21 protein-coding genes are annotated in these 21,563 nt (G+C 71.6%); 15 read left to right on the top strand and 6 right to left on the bottom strand.

All coding sequences use genetic code 11. From position 1 onward, the window contains the following. Positions 1 to 10: 10 nt before the first annotated feature. The 6 genes from RWS82_RS10930 to RWS82_RS10905 all read left to right on the top strand — a co-directional run bounded on the left by RWS82_RS10930 (position 11) and on the right by RWS82_RS10905 (position 7,074). Complete coding sequence (locus RWS82_RS10930) at positions 11 to 1,012, top strand: EamA family transporter (RefSeq protein ID WP_314650042.1); 1,002 nt, start codon at positions 11 to 13, stop codon at positions 1,010 to 1,012. Positions 1,013 to 1,037: 25 nt separating this feature from the next. Then, positions 1,038 to 1,739 (top strand): GntR family transcriptional regulator, encoded by a 702-nt coding sequence (locus tag RWS82_RS10925; protein ID WP_314650039.1) that lies wholly within the window; start codon positions 1,038 to 1,040, stop codon positions 1,737 to 1,739. Continuing rightward, on the top strand, positions 1,736 to 3,262 hold the full coding sequence (locus RWS82_RS10920) for an MmgE/PrpD family protein (protein ID WP_314650036.1): 1,527 nt from the start codon (positions 1,736 to 1,738) through the stop codon (positions 3,260 to 3,262). The genes RWS82_RS10925 and RWS82_RS10920 overlap by 4 nt, the downstream gene beginning before the upstream one ends. Next, complete coding sequence (prpB, locus tag RWS82_RS10915; protein ID WP_314650033.1) at positions 3,262 to 4,164, top strand: methylisocitrate lyase; 903 nt, start codon at positions 3,262 to 3,264, stop codon at positions 4,162 to 4,164. The genes RWS82_RS10920 and prpB overlap by 1 nt, the downstream gene beginning before the upstream one ends. 2 nt (positions 4,165 to 4,166) lie before the next feature. Next, positions 4,167 to 5,300, top strand: coding sequence for a bifunctional 2-methylcitrate synthase/citrate synthase (locus tag RWS82_RS10910; protein ID WP_314650031.1), 1,134 nt, complete (start codon positions 4,167 to 4,169; stop codon positions 5,298 to 5,300). A gap of 118 nt (positions 5,301 to 5,418) precedes the next feature. Then, entirely contained in the window at positions 5,419 to 7,074 is a 1,656-nt protein-coding gene (locus RWS82_RS10905) for a hypothetical protein (protein WP_314650027.1), read from the top strand. A gap of 257 nt (positions 7,075 to 7,331) precedes the next feature. Here RWS82_RS10905 and RWS82_RS10900 read toward each other — a convergent pair whose 3' ends face one another. Beyond that, positions 7,332 to 7,916: an antibiotic biosynthesis monooxygenase gene (locus tag RWS82_RS10900; protein ID WP_314650024.1), complete on the bottom strand. Its 585-nt coding sequence runs from the start codon at positions 7,914 to 7,916 to the stop codon at positions 7,332 to 7,334. Between the two features lie 129 nt (positions 7,917 to 8,045). Here RWS82_RS10900 and RWS82_RS10895 point away from each other — a divergent pair, with 129 nt between their 5' ends. After that, a complete protein-coding gene (locus RWS82_RS10895; RefSeq protein WP_314650022.1) occupies positions 8,046 to 9,233 on the top strand; it encodes a thiolase family protein in 1,188 nt (395 codons plus the stop codon). A gap of 19 nt (positions 9,234 to 9,252) precedes the next feature. Here RWS82_RS10895 and RWS82_RS10890 read toward each other — a convergent pair whose 3' ends face one another. Then, a complete protein-coding gene (locus tag RWS82_RS10890; RefSeq protein WP_314650018.1) occupies positions 9,253 to 9,756 on the bottom strand; it encodes a MarR family transcriptional regulator in 504 nt (167 codons plus the stop codon). 107 nt (positions 9,757 to 9,863) lie between these two features. Here RWS82_RS10890 and RWS82_RS10885 point away from each other — a divergent pair, with 107 nt between their 5' ends. The 5 genes from RWS82_RS10885 to RWS82_RS10865 all read left to right on the top strand — a co-directional run bounded on the left by RWS82_RS10885 (position 9,864) and on the right by RWS82_RS10865 (position 15,545). Next, positions 9,864 to 10,802, top strand: a complete 939-nt coding sequence (locus tag RWS82_RS10885) for an NADP-dependent oxidoreductase (protein WP_314650015.1) — start codon at positions 9,864 to 9,866, stop codon at positions 10,800 to 10,802. 302 nt (positions 10,803 to 11,104) lie between these two features. Continuing rightward, positions 11,105 to 12,604, top strand: a complete 1,500-nt coding sequence (locus RWS82_RS10880; RefSeq protein ID WP_314650012.1) for a CoA-acylating methylmalonate-semialdehyde dehydrogenase — start codon at positions 11,105 to 11,107, stop codon at positions 12,602 to 12,604. Between the two features lie 34 nt (positions 12,605 to 12,638). Beyond that, positions 12,639 to 13,823, top strand: coding sequence for an acyl-CoA dehydrogenase family protein (locus tag RWS82_RS10875; RefSeq protein ID WP_314650010.1), 1,185 nt, complete (start codon positions 12,639 to 12,641; stop codon positions 13,821 to 13,823). Beyond that, entirely contained in the window at positions 13,820 to 14,707 is an 888-nt protein-coding gene (gene mmsB, locus RWS82_RS10870; protein WP_314650007.1) for a 3-hydroxyisobutyrate dehydrogenase, read from the top strand. The genes RWS82_RS10875 and mmsB overlap by 4 nt, the downstream gene beginning before the upstream one ends. A gap of 61 nt (positions 14,708 to 14,768) precedes the next feature. Beyond that, positions 14,769 to 15,545, top strand: a complete 777-nt coding sequence (locus RWS82_RS10865) for an enoyl-CoA hydratase (protein WP_314650003.1) — start codon at positions 14,769 to 14,771, stop codon at positions 15,543 to 15,545. 44 nt (positions 15,546 to 15,589) lie between these two features. Here the strand turns inward: RWS82_RS10865 and RWS82_RS10860 are convergent, their stop codons facing one another. From RWS82_RS10860 to RWS82_RS10850, 3 genes are all read right to left on the bottom strand, one after another. Further along, positions 15,590 to 16,033, bottom strand: a complete 444-nt coding sequence (locus RWS82_RS10860) for a YdeI/OmpD-associated family protein (RefSeq protein WP_314650002.1) — start codon at positions 16,031 to 16,033, stop codon at positions 15,590 to 15,592. A gap of 62 nt (positions 16,034 to 16,095) precedes the next feature. Continuing rightward, the gene (locus RWS82_RS10855; RefSeq protein WP_314649998.1) at positions 16,096 to 16,587 is read right to left on the bottom strand and encodes an SRPBCC family protein; all 492 of its coding nucleotides are present in this window, start codon (positions 16,585 to 16,587) and stop codon (positions 16,096 to 16,098) included. 1 nt (position 16,588) lies between these two features. Then, complete coding sequence (locus RWS82_RS10850; RefSeq protein WP_314649995.1) at positions 16,589 to 17,125, bottom strand: MarR family transcriptional regulator; 537 nt, start codon at positions 17,123 to 17,125, stop codon at positions 16,589 to 16,591. 122 nt (positions 17,126 to 17,247) lie between these two features. Here RWS82_RS10850 and RWS82_RS10845 point away from each other — a divergent pair, with 122 nt between their 5' ends. The 3 genes from RWS82_RS10845 to RWS82_RS10835 are packed head-to-tail and all read left to right on the top strand — an operon-like array spanning position 17,248 to position 20,905. Further along, positions 17,248 to 18,024, top strand: a complete 777-nt coding sequence (locus tag RWS82_RS10845; protein WP_314649993.1) for an electron transfer flavoprotein subunit beta/FixA family protein — start codon at positions 17,248 to 17,250, stop codon at positions 18,022 to 18,024. Position 18,025: 1 nt separating this feature from the next. Beyond that, positions 18,026 to 18,994: an electron transfer flavoprotein subunit alpha/FixB family protein gene (locus RWS82_RS10840; RefSeq protein ID WP_314649990.1), complete on the top strand. Its 969-nt coding sequence runs from the start codon at positions 18,026 to 18,028 to the stop codon at positions 18,992 to 18,994. Between the two features lie 6 nt (positions 18,995 to 19,000). Continuing rightward, complete coding sequence (locus RWS82_RS10835; RefSeq protein WP_314649988.1) at positions 19,001 to 20,905, top strand: cytochrome b/b6 domain-containing protein; 1,905 nt, start codon at positions 19,001 to 19,003, stop codon at positions 20,903 to 20,905. Between the two features lie 86 nt (positions 20,906 to 20,991). Here RWS82_RS10835 and RWS82_RS10830 read toward each other — a convergent pair whose 3' ends face one another. Then, positions 20,992 to 21,498, bottom strand: a complete 507-nt coding sequence (locus RWS82_RS10830) for a GNAT family N-acetyltransferase (protein ID WP_314649985.1) — start codon at positions 21,496 to 21,498, stop codon at positions 20,992 to 20,994. Between the last annotated feature and the right edge of the window lie 65 nt (positions 21,499 to 21,563).

Raw genomic sequence — 21,563 nt, 5'->3', positions numbered from 1 at the left:
GTCACATCCCATGAGCACTGTGGCGCATGACATCCGCCCTCCCCGCGGAGTGCGGTGGGGGCTGCCCCTCGCCATCGGCGCCGCGCTCGCCTTCGGCATGTCGGGCGCGTGGGCCCGGGGCCTCATCGACGCCGGCTGGACCCCGGGTGCAGCCGTGACCGCGCGCATCTGGGTCGCCGCCCTCGTGCTGCTCGTGCCGACCGTGCTGTCGCTGCGCGGGCGGTGGCACCTGCTGCGCCGCAACCTCGGCATCATCGCGGCGTACGGGCTGCTCGCCGTCACGGCCACGCAGCTCTTCTACTTCCAGGCCGTCGCCGTGATGGACGTGGGTCTCGCCCTGCTCATCGAGTACACCGCGCCGGTCGCCGTCATCCTCTGGCTGTGGATCCGGCGCGGCGAGAAGCCGACCCGCCGCAGTCTGGTCGGCGCGGCCATCGCCTTCGTCGGCCTCGTGCTCATGCTCGACATCGTGACCGGGGCCGAGGTGAACGTCGCAGGCATCCTCTGGGCGCTCGGCGCCATGGTCGGGGCCGCGACCTACTTCGTGCTCTCGGCGAAGGCCGACACCGGACTGCCGCCGCTCGCGCTCGCCGGCAGCGGCCTGCTGCTCGGGGCGCTCGGACTCACGATCACCGGAGCCGTCGGCGTGCTCCCGATCGCCTGGACCACCGACGACATCGCCTACCGGTTCGGCAGCGTGCCCTGGTTCGTCCCGGTGCTGGCGATGGGAGTGATCGCGACGGCGGTCGCCTACCTGCTCGGCATCGCATCGACGCGGATGCTCGGATCGCGCCTCGCCTCGTTCGTCGCGCTCGCCGAGGTGGTCGCTGCGCTGCTGTTCGGATGGCTGCTGCTCGGCCAGCTGCCCGATCTGCTGCAGGCGCTCGGGGGAGCCCTCGTGCTCGCCGGCGTCGTGGTCGTGAAGCTCGGCGAACCCGCGCCGCTCGAGCTCGGGTCGGGGCGGCAGAATGCATACGAAACGACAGTACGAGGCGCGCGAGGCGACATGTAGTTCCACGTATGTATACAATCGACCTATGACGATGGAGCGCACGGCGGGCGACCGGGCGTACCGGATGCTCCTCGACGAGATCCAGTCGGGCGAACTGCCCGCCGGGGCCGTGCTGGGCGAGGTCGAGCAGGCCGCGCGGCTCGGGGTCAGCCGCACCCCGTTGCGCGAGGCGCTCCGCCGACTCGCCGCCGACGGGCTCGTGGTGCAGCAGTCGCCGCGGGTGACCGTGGTCGCCGCGCTCGATGCCTCCGACATCCGCGAGCTGTTCGAGATCCGCCGCGCACTCGAGGAGATGTCGGCCCGGCTCGCCGCCACCCGCGGCGACGCCCAGGTCTTCGCGGCGCTCGCTGCCGAGTTCGCCGACGTCGACCTCACCGCCGCTGCGGGGCGAGACGCGTACTACGCGCTCATCGCCCGCTTCGACGCGGCCCTCGATGCCGCCGTCGCAAACGACTACATCGCCTCGGCGCTGCGCACCGTGCGCACCCACCTCGTGCGCGTGCGACGGATGGCCCGCGACAAGCCCGCTCGGCTCGCAGCATCCGCCCGCGAGCACCGCACGATCGCCGACGCCCTCGCCGCCCGCGACGGCGACCTCGCCGCCCACGCCACGCACGTGCACCTGCACAACGCGCTCACCGGCATCCTCGACTCCCTCCCCGCCGACCCGGCGACAGACCCTGCGACCAATCGGGCCACCGACCCCGCGACCGAAGGAAGACCATGACCGTCACCCACCACGTCCGCGTCCACCGCAGCGACGAGAACCTCCCCCGCGAGGATCAGCTCGCCTGGAAGATCGCCGAGGTCGCCGCCGACCCTGTCGAGGTGCAGCCCGAGGTCGTCGACATGATCGTCAACCGCATCATCGACAACGCGTCGGTGGCGGCGGCATCCCTCACCCGCGCGCCGATCGTCGCGGCGCGCGCCCAGGCGTTCAGCCACCCCGTCTCGACCGGCGGCGTCGGGGCCAACCTGTTCGGCACGGCCCTCGACCGCCGCACCAGCCCCGAGTGGGCGGCCTGGGCGAACGGCGTCGCCGTGCGCGAGCTCGACTACCACGACACGTTCCTCGCCGCGGAGTACTCGCACCCCGGCGACAACATCCCGCCGATCCTCGCGGTCGCCCAGCACACCGGCGCCGACGGCCGGGCGCTCGTGCGCGGCATCGCCACCGGCTACGAGATCCAGATGGACCTCGTGCGCGCGATCTGCCTGCACCGTCACAAGATCGACCACGTCGCGCACCTCGGCCCGTCGGCCGCCGCCGGCATCGGCACCCTGCTCGGGCTCGACGCCGAGACCATCTACCAGGCCGTGGGCCAGGCGCTGCACACCACCACCGCCACCCGCCAGAGCCGCAAGGGCGAGATCTCGACCTGGAAGGCGCACGCCCCGGCGTTCGCCGGCAAGATGGCCGTCGAGGCGGTCGACCGGGCGATGCGCGGCCAGACCAGCCCCGCCCCGATCTACGAAGGTGAAGACGGCGTGATCGCCTGGATGCTCGACGGCAAGGATGCCGCGTACGAGGTGCCGCTGCCCGCCGCCGGCGAGCCGAAGCGCGCGATCCTCGACTCGTACACGAAGGAGCATTCGGCCGAGTATCAGGCCCAGGCGTGGATCGACCTCGCCCGCAAGCTCGGCACCGCCACCCCCGCGCTGCGCGACCCGGCGAACATCGAGGCGATCGTGCTGCACACCAGCCACCACACGCACTACGTGATCGGTTCGGGGGCCGGCGACCCGCAGAAGTACGACCCGACCGCATCGCGCGAGACGCTCGACCACTCCATCCCGTACATCTTCGCGGTCGCGCTGCAGGACGGCGGGTGGCACCACGTCGACTCGTACGCCCCCGAGCGGGCCGGGCGCCCGGACACCGTCGCCCTGTGGCACAAGATCACCACGGCCGAAGACGCCGAGTGGACCCGTCGCTACCACTCCGAGGACCCCGACGAGAAGGCCTTCGGCGGGCGCGTCGAGATCCGCCTGACCGACGGCACGACCGTGGTCGACGAGATCGCCGTCGCCGACGCGCATCCGCTCGGTGCCCGTCCGTTCGCCCGCGAGCACTACATCGCCAAGTTCCGGCTGCTGGCGGCGCCCGTGCTCGACCGCGCCGAGATCGACCGGTTCCTCGACCTCGTGCAGCGCCTGCCCGAGCTCACGGCCGCCGAGGTCGCCGAGCTCTCGATCGTCGCGACGCCCGGCGTGATCGACGAGTCCGCCGCCCCGAAGGGCCTCTTCTGATGCTGTACTCGAACGTCACGCCGGCCGAGAAGCGGCGGCTGTTCCGCGAACGCCTGGGCAGCGGCGAGCTGCTGCGGTTCCCCGGCGCGTTCAACCCGCTGAGCGCGCGTCTCATCGCGCAGAAGGGGTTCGACGGCGTCTACATCTCGGGGGCGGTGCTCTCGGCCGACCTCGGGGTGCCCGACATCGGACTCACCACTCTCACCGAGGTGGCGGGTCGTGCGAAGCAGATCGCCCGCATGACCGACCTCCCGGCGATCGTCGACGCCGACACCGGCTTCGGTGAGCCGATGAACGTCGCCCGCACGATCCAGGAACTCGAGGACGCCGGGCTCGCCGGCACCCACATCGAAGACCAGATCAACCCCAAGCGCTGCGGGCACCTCGACGGCAAGAGCGTCGTCGACGAGCGCACCGCGATCCGCCGCATCCGCGCCGCCGCCGACGCCCGCCGTGACGAGAACTTCCTCATCATGGCGCGCACCGACATTCGCGCGATCGAGGGACTCGACGCGGCGATCGACCGCGCGAAGGCGCTGGTGGATGCCGGAGCCGACGCGATCTTCCCCGAGGCGATGCGCACCCTCGCCGAGTTCGAGGCGATGGCCGAGGCGCTCGACGTGCCGATCCTCGCCAACATGACCGAGTTCGGAAAGAGCGAGCTGTTCTCGGCGCAGCAGTTGCAGGACGCCGGGGTGAGCATCGTCATCTGGCCGGTGTCGCTGCTGCGCACGGCGATGGGTGCGGCGGGGCGTGCGCTCGATACGCTGAACGACGAGGGGCATCTGACCTCGATGCTCGGCGAGATGCAGCACCGCGCCGATCTCTACGACCTCATCGACTACGAGTCGTACACGCAGTTCGACTCGGGCGTCGCCGGTTTCACCGTCACGAAGGAGTGAGCATGACCGAGTCCGACATCAAGAAGGGCCTCGCGGGCGTGGTGGTCGACACGACCGCGATCTCGAAGGTCAACCCCGAGACGAACAGCCTGCTATACCGCGGATACCCCGTGCAGGAGCTCGCCGACACCCAGTCGTTCGAGGCGGTCGCGTACCTGCTCTGGCACGGCGAACTGCCGACCGGCGACGAGCTCGCCGCGTTCCGCGTCGAGGAGCGCAAGCATCGCGCCCTCGCCGACAACGTCAAGCAGGCCATCGATCTGGTGCCGCTCGACGCGCATCCGATGGACGAGGTGCGCACGGCGGTGAGCGTCATCGGCGCCTCCGACCCCGGTGCGGGCGGGTCGGTGCTCGACGCGGGCGGCAGCCCCGAGCAGAACCTCGAGCGCAGCATCCGCCTGTTCGCGGCTCTGCCGGCGATCGTCGCCTACGGGCAGCGCCGCCGCCGCGGGGAGGACCTCATCGCCCCGCGCGACGACCTCGACTACTCGGCGAACTTCCTCTGGATGACGTTCGGCGAGGAAGCCGACCCGGTGGTGGTGGATGCCTTCAACCGCTCGATGATCCTGTACGCGGAGCACTCGTTCAACGCGTCGACGTTCACGGCCCGCGTCATCACCTCGACGCTGAGCGACCTGTACTCGGCGGTCGTGGGGGCGATCGGTGCGCTGAAGGGGCCGCTGCACGGCGGGGCGAACGAGGCCGTGCTGCACATCTTCGACGAGATCGGCTCGGCGGATGCCGTCGAGGCCTGGCTCGACAAGGCCCTGGCCGAGAAGCGCAAGATCATGGGGTTCGGCCACCGCGTGTACAAGAAGGGCGACTCGCGGGTGCCGACCATGAAGGCGGCGCTCGACACGCTCGTCGCGCACTACGACCGCCCCGACGTCGCCGCGCTGTACGACGCGCTCGAATCGCAGTTCGTGGAGCGCAAGGGCATCCACCCCAACCTGGACTACCCGTCGGGGCCGGCCTACAGCCTGATCGGTTTCGACACCCTCACCTTCACGCCGCTGTTCGTGGCGGCGCGGGTCACGGGGTGGACGGCGCACGTGATCGAGCAGGCCGGGGCGAACGCGCTCATCCGCCCGCTGTCCGAGTACGTCGGCGTCGACGAGCGGCACGTCGAGGGCTGAATCGAGGGGGAGCGGCCCGGCATCGTCGACGGATGCCGGGTCGACCCTCTCTAGGGGTGGGGAGAGGTACCCGTCAAGGGAGCCTTCCTGCCTCGTATGAGGGCACTACGATAATCGCGTGACCCAGAACGAGACGCCGGAGAATCCCCACGACCACCAGCCCGATCCGACGGTGCCCCCGGCGCCGTCCGACCAGGGCGCCCCGCCTGTCGAGCCCGCCCTCGGCGGCCACGCCTTCCCGAGCGCCGGCACGGCCTCGTCGGATCCCGCGCCCGCCGCAGACCCGGGCCAGGGATCGGATGCCCCGACCGCAGACGCCCCTGCGTCGCCGGTGCAGGACGCGCCGCCCGCGGCACCCTCGGCTCCGGCCTACGGCGCACCGACCGCGGCGTACCCCGGTGCGGATGCGGGTCAGCAGCCGACGGCGGCGTACCCCGGTCAGGATGCGGGTCAGCAGCCGACGGCGGCGTACCCCGGCCAGGATGCGGGTCAGCATCCGACCGCGGCGTACCCCGGTGCGGATGCGGGTCAGCATCCGACGGCGGCGTACCCCGGTCAGCCGGGTCACCCCGGTGCGGACGCCGGTCAGCAGCCGACCGCGGCGTACCCGAGTCACCCCGGCCAGCCGGGTCAGCCCGGCGAGCAGTACGGCGCCCCGTACGGAGCCGGTGCCCCCGGCGCCCCGGGCAGCCCCTCGTACCCGGGCGGCCCGTCGTACCCCGGCGGCCCCACCCCGCCCGCCCCGGGCGGCGGCAAGAAGAAGCTCTCGACCGGCGCACTCATCGCGATCATCGCCGGTGGCGTCGTGCTGCTGCTGGTCATCGCCGCGGCGATCATCATCCCCCTGTCGATGCGGGGATCCGGCGGGTCCGACAGCTCGGGCGGCGACGAGCCCGCACCCGAGGCATCCACTCCGACCGAGTTCGTCGAGGGGTACCTGACGGCGCTCTCCGAGGGTGACGCCGAGGCGGCCAAGGGCTACGTCGACACGTCCAGCTATGACGACTCGCTGCTCACCGACGAGGTGCTGCAGGCATCGCTCGACCTCGGCGCGATCGACGACATCGAGCTCGGCAAGGAGAAGGAGAGCAAGTACGGCGACGTCGTCGTGCCCGCGACCTTCACCGTCGGCGGCGAAGAGGTGTCGCGCGACTTCGAGGTGTACGTCGGTTACGACGGCGATATGACGATGTTCGACGGTCTCGTCTCGGCCTCGCCCTACGGCTTCGAGCAGCTCGAGCTGACGGTCAACGGTGTGGAGGCCCCCGAGAGCTTCGTGCTCTTCCCCGGCACCTACGAGTTCGGGGTGGGCGTGGAGGCCTTCGCGATCGAGGGCGAGTCGACCTACCGTCTCGCGACCGACGACGACGAAGAGGCGCTGTACGACCTCAAGCCCGTGCTCAGTGAGTCGGGCATCGCGACGTTCCGCGAACTGGTCACCGCGTCGTTGCGCGAATGCCTGGCGATGAAGACGTTCGACACCCCGTGCGGGCTCGACGTCACCGACATCGACACGAACGGCAACGGCTTCACCCCGATCGACGGCACGGTCACGCGCACGCTGACCGCCGAGGGCGAGTCGACGCTCGCGAACCTCGGCGCCCGCGTGACCGAGGGCACGGTCGTCTCGGCCAGCGACTACCTCGCGACCGATGTGACGCTCGACGCGCAGAACGCGGCCGGCGAGCGCGGCACGTTCTCGACCTACGGCGTCACGCTCGAGACCCCGAAGGTCGACTTCGGGGCCGAGGAGCCCACCGTCGTCTGGGAGTGACCCGCAACATCCACCGCGCGACGAGCCCGGCATCCTTCCCGGATGCCGGGCTCGTCCCGTCTCTGCCGCCACCCGCGCCCGTCGCCCCCGCCCGCGCTCGCGCTCCCGTTCCCGTCGCACGAACGGTCGTTCTCTCCGCTCCCGTCGCACGAACGGTCGTCATGACGCGCGAGATGAGCCGTTCGTGCGACCGGAACGGATGCACCGCGGGTCGGAGTGCGACCGGAGCGGATGCAGCGGATGCGCGGAGGCGCGGGCTAGCGGGCGAGCCAGCGGCGGAGGCGGCGCGTGACCCAGGGCAACACGAGGTACGCCATGATCGGCGTGAGCACGAGGGTCGTCGTGAGCACCCGCAGCCAGATCGGCAAACCGTCCCACCCCGGCACCGGCGACATCGCGTAGGTGAAGGCGAGGTTCACGGGGAAGAACCCGAGCCAGATCGACACCGCCTGCTTCCACCGCGGGGGCGCGTTCACCACGGCGACCTCTGTCGTGCCGCCCGGGGTCTGCACCGTGACGGTGCCGGTGGTCGGCTCGTCGAACCAGCCCTCGATGCCGGTGCGTCGCCGCGAGCGCTCGCTGCGCACGAAGCCCTCGCCCATCGACAGCCACCAGCCGCGCTCGCCCGACTGCTCCCATGCAGTCAGCGTCGCCTCGTCGGTGAAGCGGTAGAGCATGTGCCACACGTTGGTCTCATCGCCCGACCGCACCCAGCCCGATCCGAGGAATCCCGGGTACTTGTTGGCGAGGTTCACGCCGGTCTGCACCCACGCGGTCGCCTCGGCGATGCGGGCGGGGTCGACCTCGCGGCGGATGGACACGGTGATCGGGTCATGGGACATGGTGGGTCCTCGGAGTGCGGGCGCGCCGGATCGCGGCGAGCATGAAGCGGGATGCGCCGGGGTCGTGGCGCGTCGTCGATTCTATGCAGGCCGTGTGACGACGGCGTTACAGGGGCGCAGAATGGGGGGATGAGTGCGCGCAGCGAAGCCGTTCTGATCGATGTGGTCCGTACCCCGGTGGGCCGGGGCAAGCCGGGCGGGGCGCTGTCGCACGTGCATCCGGTCGACCTCGCGGCCGGGGTGCTGCAGGCGGTGCTCGACCGCAGCGGCCTCGACTCCCGCGAGGTCGACGACGTGCTGCTGGGCTGTGTGAGCCAGGTGGGGGACCAGTCGACGAACATCGCCCGCCAGGCGGTGCTCGCCGCGGGTTTCGACGAGCGGGTGCCGGCGGCGACGATCGACCGGCAGTGCGGGTCGAGTCAGCAGGCCGTGCATCAGGCGGCGCAGGGCATCATCGCCGGCGCCTACGACGTGGTCGTGGTGGGCGGGGTCGAGTCGATGAGCCGTGTGCCGCTCGGGTCGTCGGCGTCGGGCGGGTCGCCGATGTCGCCCCGGCTGCGCGCGCGGTACCCCGAGGGCCTGGTGAACCAGGGCGTCTCGGCCGAGTTGATCGCGCAGCGCTGGGGTCTCGACCGTGACGTGCTCGACGCCTACGCGGCCGAGTCGCATCGACGGGCGGCGGATGCCTGGGCCACGGGCTTCTTCGATCGCACGGTCGTGGCGGTCGACGAGGCACCGGATGCGGTCGCCGACGAGACCGTCCGCCCCGGCACCACCGCGGAGGGTCTCGCCGGCCTGCACCCCGCGTTCCGCACCGACGAGCTCGCGGCCCGGTTCCCACAGCTCGAGTGGCGCATCACCCCGGGGAACTCCTCGCCCCTCACCGACGGCGCCTCGGCCGCCGTGCTGATGAGCGCGGAGCGCGCGGCGTCTCTGGGCCTCACGCCGCGCGCGAGCATCCGTTCCTTCGCGGTCGTCGGAGACGACCCGCTGATGATGCTGACCGGACCGATCCCGGCGACCCGCCGTCTCCTCGAGCGGTCGGGCCTGACGATCGACGACCTCGACGCGTACGAGGTCAACGAGGCGTTCGCGTCGGTGCCGCTCGCGTGGGCGGCCGAGCTCGGTGCCGATCCCGCGAAGCTCAACCCCCGCGGCGGGGCGATCGCGCTCGGGCATGCCCTGGGGTCGTCGGGCACCCGCCTGCTCGGCACTCTCGTCGATCACCTCGACGCGGTGGGCGGACGCTACGGCCTGCAGACCATGTGCGAGGGCGGCGGCATGGCGAACGCGATGATCGTCGAGCTGCTCGGCTGAGGCCGGCTGCTCACCCGCCTCAATCCGCGCTCTTCCTCCGCCGGGGTGCGGCCGACCGGGGCGGGATCTGCCGCATGTGCGTGCGAACGCGCTCGAGGGGGCCGGCGAGCGCGGCGATGTCGTCGGCGTCGAGCGGTGCGAGGAAGAGGGCGCGCAGTACCTCGATGTGCCCGGGGAACACGGCGGCGAGCACGTCGCGGCCGCGCGCGGTGATGGTGAGCGTCACCCCGCGTTCGTCGTCGGGCGAGGGGGCGCGGGTGACGAGGCCCATCTTCTCGAGCAGTCCGGCCTGGTGGGTGAGTCCGCTGCGGCTGTAGACGACGCCGTCGGCGAGCGTGGTCATGCGCTGGCTGCCGTCGGGTGAGTCGCCGAGGGTCGCGAGCAGCTGGAACTGCACGTAGCTGAGTCCTCCGGCCTCGCGGAGCTGCTGCTCGACCGCGTGCCGCAGCAGGCTGCTGACCTCGATGAGCGAGAAGTAGACGCCCAGCTCGGCGGGGTCGAGGGCGGGGGAGTCGGATGCCATGCGCCCATCTTACGTGCTTCGAGATCGAACTACTTGCTTCGATGTTGAAGCACTGCTACGGTGAGCAGGTGCTTCAACATCGAAGCACTTGACGAGAAGAGGACATCATGAAGGCAGTGCGTTTCCACCAGCTCGGCGGCCCCGAGGTTCTGCGCGTCGACGAGGTCGAGATCCCCGAACCGGCAGCGGGCCAGGTGCGGGTGCGCGTCGCCGGCGCCGGGTTCAACCCCGCCGACGGGGGCATCCGCGCGGGCACGCTCCCGTTCCCCGTCTCGCTCCCGCATGTCCCCGGCTACGACCTCGCCGGCACCGTCGATGCCTCGGGTCCGGGCGTCGACGAACTCGCGGTCGGCGACCGCGTGGTCGGATTCCTGTCGATGACCGACGACGGGGCGAGCGCCGAATACGCGATCGCTCCCGTCGAGCTGCTGGTGGCGGCACCGGCCGCGCCCGACCTCGCGGATGCCGCGGCTCTCCCCTCGGTGGGCCTCACCGCGTGGCAGGCCCTGTTCGATCTCGGGGGGCTGAAGCGCGGTCAGCGCGTGCTCATCCTGGGCGCTGGGGGAACGGTCGGGCGGTACGCGGTGCAGCTGGCGAAGGATGCCGGGGCGCAGGTCGTCGCCACGGCGAGTCCGCGCAGCCGGGCGTCGGTCGCGGCGGCCGGAGCCGACGAAATCGTCGATCACACGACGACCTCGGTCGGCGATGCGGTCACGGCGCCGGTCGACCTGCTGCTGAACCTCGCCCCGATCGAGCCGACAGAGTTCGCGGCGCTGGTCGGGCTCGTGCGCGACGGCGGCGCGGTCGTGAGCACGACGGCGTGGATGCCGACCCCCGGTGACGAGGGTCGAGGAGTGCGTGCAGAGACGGTGTTCGTGCGCAGCGATCCCGCACAGCTCGCGCATCTCGTGTCGCTCGTCGACGCCGGCCGACTGCGGCTGGTCGACTCCCGTCGCGTCGGGTTCGACGAGCTCGCCGAGGTGCATGCCGCGGCGGCCGACGGCTCGCTGCGCGGCAAGATCGTGCTCGTCCCCGCGGCCGACTGATCGGTCGTCGCATCCGTTCGCTCCGTGCGCCCCGCGGGAACGGAGAAGCCCCCGCCGACCCGATTCGGCGGGGGCTCGGGAGCGCGATGCGCTCTCCGTGGCGCGGAATCCTGTGACTACCCGATCCGGTCTGAGTCCGTCCGCGCATGTACAGGTGTAGTCGTCGCAGGTGACGCGTCGGTGAACGCCGCACGAACGGCCCGGACGAGCACGATCGACAGATACATGGACGCCCTAGTAAATGAGCGGCCATCGAAGTAAACTCCTGTTGTGCCAACGACGGCACGAAGGGATGTCACACAATGACTCGCACCATTCCCCATTTCCTTGGCGGATCGCTCCACGCTCCGACCGAGGGGCGGTTCGCCGACGTGTTCGACCCGAGCTCCGGCGCCGTGCAGGCCCGGGTACCGCTCGCCTCGGCCGATGAGGTGCGCGCGGCGATCGACGTCGCCGAGGCCGCCCAGCCCGGATGGGCGGCGACGAACCCTCAGAAGCGGGCGCGCGTGCTGCTGCGCTTCCTCGACCTCGTGCAGCGCGAGATGCAGTCGCTCGCGGAGATGCTGGCGAGCGAGCACGGCAAGACCGTCGACGACGCGAAGGGCGACATCCAGCGCGGGTTGGAGGTCGTCGAGTTCGCCGCCGGTGCGCCGCACCTGCTCAAGGGCGAGTACTCCACCGACGCCGGCACGGGCATCGACGTGTACTCGATGCGGCAGCCGCTCGGCGTGGTCGCCGCCATCACCCCGTTCAACTTCCCCGCGATGATCCCCCTCTGGAAGGCGGGTCCCGCGCTCGCCGCCGGCAACGCGGTCGTGCTCAAGCCCAGCGAGCGCGACCCCTCGGTGCCGGTGCGCCTGGCCGAACTGTTCCTCGAAGCGGGACTCCCGTCCGGCGTGCTCAATGTCGTGCACGGCGACAAGGAGGCGGTCGACACGCTGCTGACCGACGACCGCATCCGCGCGGTCGGCTTCGTCGGCTCGACGCCGATCGCCGAGTACATCTACGCCACCGCCGCCGCGAACGGCAAGCGCGCGCAATGCTTCGGCGGCGCGAAGAACCACATGATCGTCTTGCCGGACGCCGACCTCGACCAGGCCGCCGACGCGCTGATCGGTTCGGGATACGGGTCGGCGGGCGAACGCTGCATGGCCATCTCCGTCGCCGTGCCGGTCGGGCAGGCGACGGCGGATGCTCTCGCCGCCAAGCTCGTCGAACGCGTCCAGCGCCTGCGCGTGGGCCCGGCCCTGTCGCCCGATGTCGACTACGGTCCGCTGGTGACCCGCGCCGCGGTGGAACGCGTCGAGGGGTACATCCAGCAGGGTGTCGACGAGGGCGCGACGCTGCTCGCCGACGGTCGCGGGTTCTCGGTCGCCGGCTACGAGGAGGGCTTCTACCTGGGCCCGACGCTCTTCGACCACGTCACGACCGACATGGCGATCTACCGCGAGGAGATCTTCGGACCGGTGCTCGTCATCGCCCGCGCCGACGACTACGAGGAGGCGCTGCGCATGGCCTCGGAGCACGAGTACGGCAACGGCGTCGCGATCTTCACGCGCGACGGCGATGCGGCGCGCGACTTCGCGGCCCGCGTCGAGGTGGGGATGGTCGGGGTCAATGTGCCGATCCCCGTGCCCATCGCGTACTACACGTTCGGCGGCTGGAAGCGCAGCGGTTTCGGCGACCTCAACCAGCACGGCGCCGACGCCTTCCGCTTCTACACGAAGACCAAGACGGTGACGAGCCGCTGGCCCTCCGGCATCCGCGAGGGTGCCAGCTTCGTCATCCCCACCATGCACTGACCCGGCCACGAGCCACCCACCCGAGGAGTCGACGATGACCATGACCTCCGTCACCACCACCACCGCCGAGGAGCGCCAGGCTATCCTCGAGGCGGTCCGCGAGTTCGCCGACGCGGAACTCGCCCCGCATGCCCTCGAACGCGACGAGCAGCACATCTTCCCCCGGGAGTCGCTCGGCCGCGGCGGCGAGCTCGGGCTCGGCGGCATCTACGTGCGCGAGGAGTCGGGCGGTTCGGGGCTCAGCCGTGCCGACACCGTCGCGATCTTCGAAGAGCTCGCGCAGGCCGACCCCGCGGTCGCCGCGTACATCTCGATCCACAACATGGTGGCGTGGATGATCGACACCTACGGCACCGACGAGCAGATCGCCCGCTGGATGCCCGACCTCACCACCATGGCGGCCTTCGGCGGATACTGCCTCACCGAGCCGGGGGCGGGATCGGACGCCGCGAACATCGCCACGAGCGCAGTGCGCGACGGCGACGACTTCGTGCTGAACGGCGTCAAGCAGTTCATCTCGGGGGCGGGCGAGGCCGCCGTGTACGTCGTGATGGCGCGCAGCGGGGGGCCCGGCGCCGACGGCATCAGCGCGTTCCTCGTGCCCGGCGACGCCGAGGGGCTGAGCTTCGGCTCCCTCGAGAAGAAGATGGGCTGGCACGCCCAGCCCACGCGGCAGGTGATCTTCGACGGCGTGCGGGTGCCGGCATCCGCCCTGCTCGGCGAGGAGGGCCGCGGCTTCCGCATCGCGATGTCGGCGCTCAACGGCGGGCGCCTCAACATCGCCGCCTGCTCGCTCGGCGGCGCGCAGTGGGCGCTCGACCGTGCCGTGCAGTACGTGCACGAGCGCCTCGCGTTCGGCGAACCGTTGGCCGAGAAGCAGTCGATCCTGTTCCAGATCGCCGACATGCGCACCGACCTGCAGGCCGCACGCCTCATGGTGCGCGACGGCGCCGAAGCCGTCGATGCGAAGGCGCCCGATGCGACGATGCGCTGCGCGATGGCCAAGCGCTTCGCCACCGACGCCGGCTTCGACGTCGCCAACCGCGCGCTGCAGCTGCACGGCGGCTACGGCTACCTGCAGGACTACGGCATCGAGAAGGTCGTGCGCGACCTTCGGGTGCACCAGATCCTCGAGGGCACCAACGAGATCATGCGGCTGATCGTCGGACGCGAGATGCTCCGCCCCGCCGGCTCCACCTCGATGCGGAGCGCATCATGACGCGCGTCGCGTTCCTCGGTCTCGGCCACATGGGGCTGCCGATGGCGGTGAACCTCCAGAAGGCCGGGCACGAGGTGCACGGCTTCGACCTCGTTCCCGCCGCCGTCCACGCGGCCACGGCCGCCGGCATCCGGGTCGCCGCGAGCGGGGCGGATGCCGTGGCCGACGCCGACGTCGTGATCACGATGTTCCCCGCCGGAAAGCATGTGCTCGACGCGTACCGGAACGAGCTGCTCGCCGCTGCCCGCCCCGGCACCCTCTTCATCGAGTCGTCGACGATCGCCGTCGACGAGGCCCGCGCCGCGCACGCCCTCGCGCTCGCCGCGGGGCACCGCAACATCGACGCGCCCGTGTCCGGCGGGGTCGTCGGTGCGGAGAACGGCACGCTCGCCTTCATGGTCGGCGGCAGCGACGACGATGTCGCCGTGGCGCGGCCGCTGCTCGAGACGATGGGGAAGCGCATCGTGCACTGCGGCGGCCCCGGGCTCGGGCAGGCCGCGAAGGTCTGCAACAACATGATCCTCGCGGTGTCGCAGATCGCCGTCGCCGAGGCGTTCGTGCTGGGCGAGCGCCTCGGACTCGAGCACCAGGCGCTGTTCGAGGTCGTGTCGCAGGCCTCGGGACAGTGCTGGTCGATCACCACCAACTGCCCCGTACCCGGTCCGGTGCCGACGAGCCCCGCGAACCGCGACTACCAGCCGGGGTTCGCCGGAGCGCTGATGGCGAAGGACCTCGGACTCGCGCTGCAGGCGATCGAGCAGACCTCCACGGATGCCCGGATGGGTCGCCTCGCCCAGCAGCTCTACGCCGCCTACGCCGCGGGCGACGGGGCCGGCCGCGACTTCTCCGGCATCATCACCGACATCCGCGACGGGTCGGTGTGACGCCGCGCGCGCCAGCCGACAGACTGAGAGGACCGACGACGACGTGGAGGCGGAGCATCCGATGAATCAGTACGAGACGATCCTGGTCGAGCAGCGCGGACGGGTGGGGTGGATCACCCTGAATCGCCCCCAGGCCCTCAACGCCCTCAACAGCCGGGTCTCGGAGGAGGTCACCGCCGCGGCGGTCGCCTTCGACGCCGACCCCGGGGTGGGCGCGATCGTCGTCACCGGGTCGGAGAAGGCGTTCGCCGCCGGAGCCGACATCAAGGAGATGGAGGGCATGACCGCGGCCGACATGCTCGCCACCGACCACTTCGGCTCCTGGAGCGACTTCGCCGCCGTGCGCACCCCGGTGATCGCCGCCGTCTCGGGCTTCGCGCTCGGCGGTGGCTGCGAGCTCGCGATGATGTGCGACATCATCCTCGCCGCCGACACCGCCCGGTTCGGGCAGCCCGAGATCAACCTCGGCGTGATCCCCGGGATGGGCGGCACACAGCGCCTGATCCGCGCGGTCGGCTACTACAAGGCGGCCGAACTCGTGCTCTCCGGGCGCATCATCGACGCCGCCGAGGCCGAGCGGATCGGTCTCGTGTCGCGGGTGGTGGCGGCATCCGACCTGCTGTCCGAGGCCGAGACGCTGGCCGAGACCATCGCGTCGAAGTCGCTGCCGTCGGTATACGCCGCCAAGGCCGCCCTCGACACGGCGATGGAGACGGGCCTCGCCGAGGGACTCGCCCACGAGAAGCAGGCGTTCGCGTCGCTGTTCGACACCGACGACCAGAAGGAGGGCATGGCCGCGTTCCGCGAGAAGCGGCAGCCCGACTTCCGCCACCGCTGATGCCCCGCGACGACGCGGGGCGGGTGATTCGCTGGCGGAGCGGGTCAGCCGCGCAGCGTCTCGACGATCTTCGCGATGCGGCGGTCGCGGGTCGCGTCCTGCTTCGCGTCGGCGACGGAGCGGGCGTGCTCCTTGCGCGTGCTGTAGCTGAGGGCGTCGAACGCGGCCCGCAGGGTGGGATCGGCGTCGAGCGCGGCGGCGAGGGCGGGCGGCACCTCGACGGTGCGGTCCTCGGCATCGACCGTGATCACCGCGTCGACCTCCTGATCGATGTCGACACCCATCTCGGCGCGCACGGCCTTGTTGAAGCCGATCATGTTCTCACCGCCCATGCGTGCCAGTCGCAGTCGGGCGGTACGACCGTCGATCGTCACCGCGACGGGGAAGGTCTTGCCCGCGCCGAGAGCCGCGACCTGCTCGTCGTCGAGAAGGAGCGCGGCGGCGGGTCCGCGGCGCACGAGGGTGGTGTGGAGGCGCAGTTCGCTCATGCGCTCAGGGTACGCCCGGGCGGGCAGGGCGAGACAGGGGTGAGGGCCGAGGGGGCCGCGGGTCAGGCGCTGTCCGGGGCCGGGGTGTCGGACTCGCGGCCGGATGCCTGCGTCAGCTCCGCGACGAGCGTGCGGTTGCGCTCGGCGATCACACGCCGCAGATGCGCCCGCATGACCACGCGGTCGACGAGACGGCCGAGCAGGCCGAAGGGCGAACGGAAGGTCACGACGTCGCGCATGAGCGTGCCCTGCGGATGCTCCGCGAAGGTGTGCTCGTGCAGGAACGAGGCGAACGGCCCGGCGATCTGCCGGTCGCGGAAGCCGCGCGGCGCGTCGATGTCGAACACCCGCGACCGCAGCCGGAACGGGATGCCGAAGTGCCGCGCCCGCCAGGTGACCGTCGACCCCTCGGTGAACACGCCGCCCGCCGGTGCCTCGACCATCGTCTCGCCGTGCGCCGCCATCGACCGCACGTGCAGATCGGGGTCGAGCGAGGCGGCGAAGACCGCGGCCGCCGGCGCGGCGATCACGGTCTCGAGCACGAAGCGGGCCATGTCAGAGCGGGTCGGGTGCAGGGCGCGGGTCGGTGAAGTCGCCGGCGTGCTTGCGCAGCCGCGCGACGATCGCCACGAGTTCGGCGGCGTCGCCTGCGTCGATGCCGGGCGAGGAGAAGACGTCGGCGTTCAGCGCGGTGGTCGCGCGCTCGACCAGGTCGCGGCCGGCCGGGGTGAGGGCGAGCAGGGCCGCGCGACCGTCGTGGGGGTGCGGTTCGCGCACGATGAGGCCGTCGCGCACGAGGCGGTCGGCGGTGCTCGTGACCGTGGTGGCATGCACCTGCAGGCGGGCGACGACGCTCGACAGCGGCAAGCGGCCTTCGCGGCTGAACCCGAGCAGTCGCAGCACTTCGTAGCGGGCGAAGCTCAGCCCGAACGGCTTGAGGGCCGCGTCGACCCGCGCGAGCAGCAACTGCTGAGCCCGCATGACCGAGGTCACCAGCGCCATGCCGTCGGCGGCATCCGCCCATCCGTGCGCGAGCCACTGCCGCTTCGCCTCGGCGAGCGGATCCACGGGCAGCGGACGGGGACGGGCCACGCCTCTACGGTACCGGGCGCGGCGTGCCGACCCTGGGCCGCCGAGCCGCTGGTTCTGGGTTTCAGCTCGCCTGAGACGCAGTGTCGCAGGACTAGAATCGACACAGTCGTGAGGAGCATTCGATGAAGATCTTCGTCCTGGTCAAAGAGGTGCCGGACACCTACGGCGATCGCAGACTCGATCTCGAGACCGGTCTGGCCGACCGCGCCGCGGGAGACCTGGTGCTCGACGAGATCACCGAACGCGCCCTCGAGGTCGCGCTGACGTACGCCGACGCGCACGAGGGCACCGAGGTCGTGGCCGTGTCGATGGCTCCGGAGGGCTCGACCGCATCGGTGCGTCGGGCGCTCGCGATCGGAGCGGCGTCGGCCGTGCACATCGCCGACGAGCAGTTGCGGGGCGCCGACCTCGGCCTCACCGCCGAGGTGCTCGCCGCCGCCATCCGCCGGGGGGAGCCCGACCTCGTCATCACCGGCAACCTGTCGACCGACGGTACGGGCGGCGTGATGCCGGCCATGCTCGCCGAGCACCTGGGCTGGACACAGGCGACCGCGCTCACGGCCGTCGAGATCGGGGCGGATGCCGTGACCGGCACGCGCGCCACCGACTTCGGGTCGCAGACGGTCACCGCCGCGCTGCCCGCCGTCATCTCGGTCACCGAGGCGATGCCGGATGCCCGGTTCCCCAACTTCAAGGGCATCATGGCCGCGAAGAAGAAGCCTCTCGAGGTCGTGTCGCTCGATGATCTGGGTGTCTCGGCCGACCCGGCGGTCGCGCCGCGCTCGATCATGACCGCGGTGTCGGAGAAGCCACCGCGTGCGGCGGGCGTGAAGATCGTCGATGAGGGCGACGCCGCCCAGCAGCTCGTTGACTACCTCGTGCAGAACAGGCTGGTGTGAGATGAATCGTCCCGAGAACCCCGTGCTCGTGCTGGTCGATGTCGACCCGTCCGGCGGCATCGCCAGCAGCGCCGCCGCCCTCCTCGGCGCCGCCTCGACCATCGGCACGCCCGTCGCGCTGATCGTCGGCGGGTCGGGGGAAGCGCCCACACAGGCGGCTGCCGTCGGAGCATCCGTCGTGCTGACCGCCGACGGTGACCCGACCGTGCTGACCGTTCCGGTCGTCGACGCGCTGCATGCCGCCTTCGCGCAGGTGCAGCCCGACGCCGTGCTGGCCTCGCACTCGATCGCCGGGCGGGATGTCGCCGGTCGCTTCGCCGCCCGCGCGCGGCTCGCGCTCTGCGTCGACGTCGTCGGCGTCTCGCGCGACGACGAGGGCGTCGTCGCCCACCACTCCGTCTACGGCGGCTCGTACCTCGTCGATGCGGCCGCGACCTTCCGCGCCCCCGTCATCACGGTGCGCCAGGGCGCGGTCGAGGCGCGCGCCGCAGCGGTCGCCGCCCCCGAGGTCGAGGCGCTGACGGTGGAACCCTCCGGCATGGCTGCGGCATCGGTCGGCCCCGTCGAAGCCCTCGCCGCGACGTCGACCCGCCCCGAGCTGCGCGGCGCGACCCGGGTCGTCTCGGGCGGCCGCGGCCTCGCCTCGAAAGAGAAGTTCGCCCTGGTCGAAGACCTCGCCGATGCCCTGGGGGCCGCCGTGGGGGCCTCGCGTGCGGCGGTCGATGCGGGCTACGTGCCGCAGTCGTACCAGGTCGGTCAGACCGGCGTCTCGGTGTCGCCGCAGCTCTACGTCGCTCTGGGCATCTCGGGTGCCATCCAGCACCGCGCCGGCATGCAGACCTCGAAGACCATCGTCGCCATCAACAAAGACGGAGACGCCCCCATCTTCGATGTGGCCGACTTCGGTATCGTCGGAGACCTGTTCACCGTCGTCCCGCAGGTCATCGCCGCCCTCGAAGCCCGGAAGTAGGGAGCCATGGTGGCTGAGGCACGCGAAGGCCGGATGCTGCGCCGCGGTCTGCCGCGCGTCGCCGGCGGCGACCCCTGGCCTCCCGAGATCGCGCTGCCGGCGGGCGAGGGGGACGTCGACGACGCGGTCGCGGCGATGCCCGTGCACGCCGAGCCGGATGGAGTCGAGACTATTGCCGGGGCTGCCGGCGTCACCAGCGGCGCGGGTGCTGCGGAGCTGCGGGTGGATGCTGCGGAGCCGCGAGTGGACGCTGTCGCACCTGAGGTGGATCGCTCCGCGGCGGGTGCGGATGCTGCAGCAGGAGCGGCGTCGAGTGGGGCTGCCGAGCCCGGGGTTGCGGAGAATGCGGGCGTCCAGCGGGTGCGCCGGGGGCTGCCGCGCACGCCCGGTGGCGAGCCGTGGCCGCCCGCCGATGCCGCCGTTGCGCTCGCCGCCGGTGCAGAGCCGGCGACGGGTGCCGGAGCGTCCGCTGCGCACGGCGGAACCGTCGATGAGGGCGACGTCTCGAAGGCCCCCGCGTCGGCAACGCCCGCTGCGAGCGACGTGCCCGCTGTCATCGCGCCCGGAGCGGTAGCCGCCGATGGCGTCGCGGTTTCCGCCCCGGCTGCTGCGTCGGCGAACGCTCATGCGGCCTCGGGTCCGACGTCGGGCATCCGCCGCGGCCTGCCGCGCGCGCAGGGCGGCGAGCCCTGGCCGCCCGCTGACACTGTCCCCGCCGACACCGTCCACACGGCATCGTCGCCCGTGGCCGCAGCCGACCACGAGCACGAGCAGGCTCCCGCGCCGGCCCAGCCCGCGCCCGTCCCGCCCGCGTCGCCGGCCCCCGCGTCGACATCCGAGCCCGTACCCGCCGAGGCGCCGCCCGCGGCCGCGGCCTCCACGGCCGTCGCTCCCAGCGGATCGGTGCTGGCGCGCGATCTGGCGACACCCCTCGCCGTGCCCCGCACCGTGTGGGACGGCCGGGCACCGCGCCGCATCCCGGCCGCCCCCGCGGCGTCGGCCGCGGCATCCGCCCGACCGCGTCCGACGTGGACCCAGGGCATCGCCGTGCTGTTCGGCGCCGCCGCGCTGGGCGTGCTCGCGGGCGCGGCCGTCGCCCTGGTGCGCGCGCTGCTCAGCCTCCCCGCACTGCAGGACTTCCTCGCGACGTACCCCGGCGAGTACGCCCCCGCGGTCACCGTCGAGCCCGGCTTCGCGCCGTGGGTCGGGTGGCAGCACTTCTTCAACGCCTTCCTGATGGTGCTGATCATCCGCTCGGGCCTGCGCATCCGTCACGAGAAGCGGCCGACCGCGTTCTGGGCGCCGCGCAACAACCCGAAGGGCAAGACCAGCCTGACGATCTGGTTCCACCAGGCGCTCGACGTGCTCTGGCTCGTGAACGGCGTGATCTTCGTGGTGCTGCTCTTCGTCACGGGGCACTGGGCGCGCATCGTGCCGACGAGCTGGGAGGTCATCCCGAACGCGCTGTCGGCGGCGCTGCAGTACGTTTCGTTCGACTGGCCGCACGAGAACGGCTGGAACAACTACAACAGCCTGCAGCAGCTCGCGTACTTCGTGACCGTGTTCATCGCGGCGCCGCTGGCCGCGATCACCGGGTTCCGCATGTCGGGAATGTGGCCCAAGAAGGCCGAGCGGCTGTCGAGGGCGTACCCCGTCGAGTGGGCGCGCAAGCTGCACTTCCCGGTCATGATCTACTTCGTGATCTTCATCGTGGCGCACGTCGCCCTGGTCATGCTCACCGGCTTCCTGCGCAACCTCAACCACATGTACGCCGCGCAGGACGCGGTCACCTGGACGGGGTTCGGGGTGTTCATCGCCTCGCTCGTGGTCATGGCGGTCGGCTGGGCCGCCGCCCGTCCGCTCGTCATCGCGCCGATCGCGCGCGTGTTCGGCAACGTCTCCGGACGCTGACGGCGCCCCCCGCATTCACGGCGAAGCCCCCACCTGCAGACACTCGCAGGTGGGGGCTTCGTTCGCGGGCGGTACCGCTCGAGGGGTCAGCGCGTGAAGCGCACCTCGGTCAACGTCTCGCCGAGGAACGGCTCGGTGTGCGTCGCACCGTCGAGGGTGAAGCCGTTGCGCGTGTAGAAGCGGTGCGCGCGGGGGTTGTCCTCGGCGACCCAGAGGTAGACCGGCGCGTCCTTCTCGACCGCAGCGTCGAACAGCTTCTGGCCGATGCCGGTGCCGTGGTACGCGTCGAGCAGGTAGATGAAGTACAGCTCGCGCAGGGCGGGAGCATCCTTGTCGCGGGCCGGTCCCGAGCCGACGAAGCCGACGATCTCGCCGTCGACGAGCGCAGCGCGCATCGTGAAGTCGGGTCCCTGCGAGGCCCAGTGCGTCCAGAGCTCGGCCATGCGGCGCGGCGAGATCTTCTCGAGCGCGGCCTTGCTGATGAGGTGGTCGTAGGTCTCGTGCCAGCACTGCGCGTGCACGCGACCGAGGGCTTCCGCGTCGACATCACGGACCGGGCGGACGATGACTTCAGGCTGGGCTTCGGCGCTCATGCGGTGACTCTACGCGCGGCATCCGCGATCTGGAAATCGGACGGATGCCCCGCCCGACACCCCTC

It is taken from the genome of uncultured Microbacterium sp. (genome assembly GCF_963528945.1).
GTDB lineage: Bacteria > Actinomycetota > Actinomycetes > Actinomycetales > Microbacteriaceae > Microbacterium.
This window is presented reverse-complemented; position numbering and strand designations above follow the sequence as displayed.

Bases quoted from the DNA above. Each gene is read 5' to 3' on its own strand.
- RWS82_RS10875 (WP_314650010.1), top strand. From the start codon at position 12,639: ATGACCATGACCTCCGTCACCACCACCACCGCCGAGGAGCGCCAGGCT.
- RWS82_RS10920 (WP_314650036.1), top strand. From the start codon at position 1,736: ATGACCGTCACCCACCACGTCCGCGTCCACCGCAGCGACGAGAACCTC.
- RWS82_RS10885 (WP_314650015.1), top strand. From the start codon at position 9,864: ATGAAGGCAGTGCGTTTCCACCAGCTCGGCGGCCCCGAGGTTCTGCGC.
- RWS82_RS10840 (WP_314649990.1), top strand. From the start codon at position 18,026: ATGAATCGTCCCGAGAACCCCGTGCTCGTGCTGGTCGATGTCGACCCG.
- mmsB (WP_314650007.1), top strand. From the start codon at position 13,820: ATGACGCGCGTCGCGTTCCTCGGTCTCGGCCACATGGGGCTGCCGATG.
- RWS82_RS10855 (WP_314649998.1), bottom strand. From the start codon at position 16,587: ATGGCCCGCTTCGTGCTCGAGACCGTGATCGCCGCGCCGGCGGCCGCG.
- RWS82_RS10895 (WP_314650022.1), top strand. From the start codon at position 8,046: ATGAGTGCGCGCAGCGAAGCCGTTCTGATCGATGTGGTCCGTACCCCG.
- prpB (WP_314650033.1), top strand. From the start codon at position 3,262: ATGCTGTACTCGAACGTCACGCCGGCCGAGAAGCGGCGGCTGTTCCGC.
- RWS82_RS10835 (WP_314649988.1), top strand. From the start codon at position 19,001: ATGGTGGCTGAGGCACGCGAAGGCCGGATGCTGCGCCGCGGTCTGCCG.
- RWS82_RS10830 (WP_314649985.1), bottom strand. From the start codon at position 21,498: ATGAGCGCCGAAGCCCAGCCTGAAGTCATCGTCCGCCCGGTCCGTGAT.
- RWS82_RS10890 (WP_314650018.1), bottom strand. From the start codon at position 9,756: ATGGCATCCGACTCCCCCGCCCTCGACCCCGCCGAGCTGGGCGTCTAC.
- RWS82_RS10900 (WP_314650024.1), bottom strand. From the start codon at position 7,916: ATGTCCCATGACCCGATCACCGTGTCCATCCGCCGCGAGGTCGACCCC.
- RWS82_RS10860 (WP_314650002.1), bottom strand. From the start codon at position 16,033: ATGAGCGAACTGCGCCTCCACACCACCCTCGTGCGCCGCGGACCCGCC.
- RWS82_RS10880 (WP_314650012.1), top strand. From the start codon at position 11,105: ATGACTCGCACCATTCCCCATTTCCTTGGCGGATCGCTCCACGCTCCG.
- RWS82_RS10865 (WP_314650003.1), top strand. From the start codon at position 14,769: ATGAATCAGTACGAGACGATCCTGGTCGAGCAGCGCGGACGGGTGGGG.
- RWS82_RS10910 (WP_314650031.1), top strand. From the start codon at position 4,167: ATGACCGAGTCCGACATCAAGAAGGGCCTCGCGGGCGTGGTGGTCGAC.
- RWS82_RS10930 (WP_314650042.1), top strand. From the start codon at position 11: ATGAGCACTGTGGCGCATGACATCCGCCCTCCCCGCGGAGTGCGGTGG.
- RWS82_RS10925 (WP_314650039.1), top strand. From the start codon at position 1,038: ATGACGATGGAGCGCACGGCGGGCGACCGGGCGTACCGGATGCTCCTC.
- RWS82_RS10845 (WP_314649993.1), top strand. From the start codon at position 17,248: ATGAAGATCTTCGTCCTGGTCAAAGAGGTGCCGGACACCTACGGCGAT.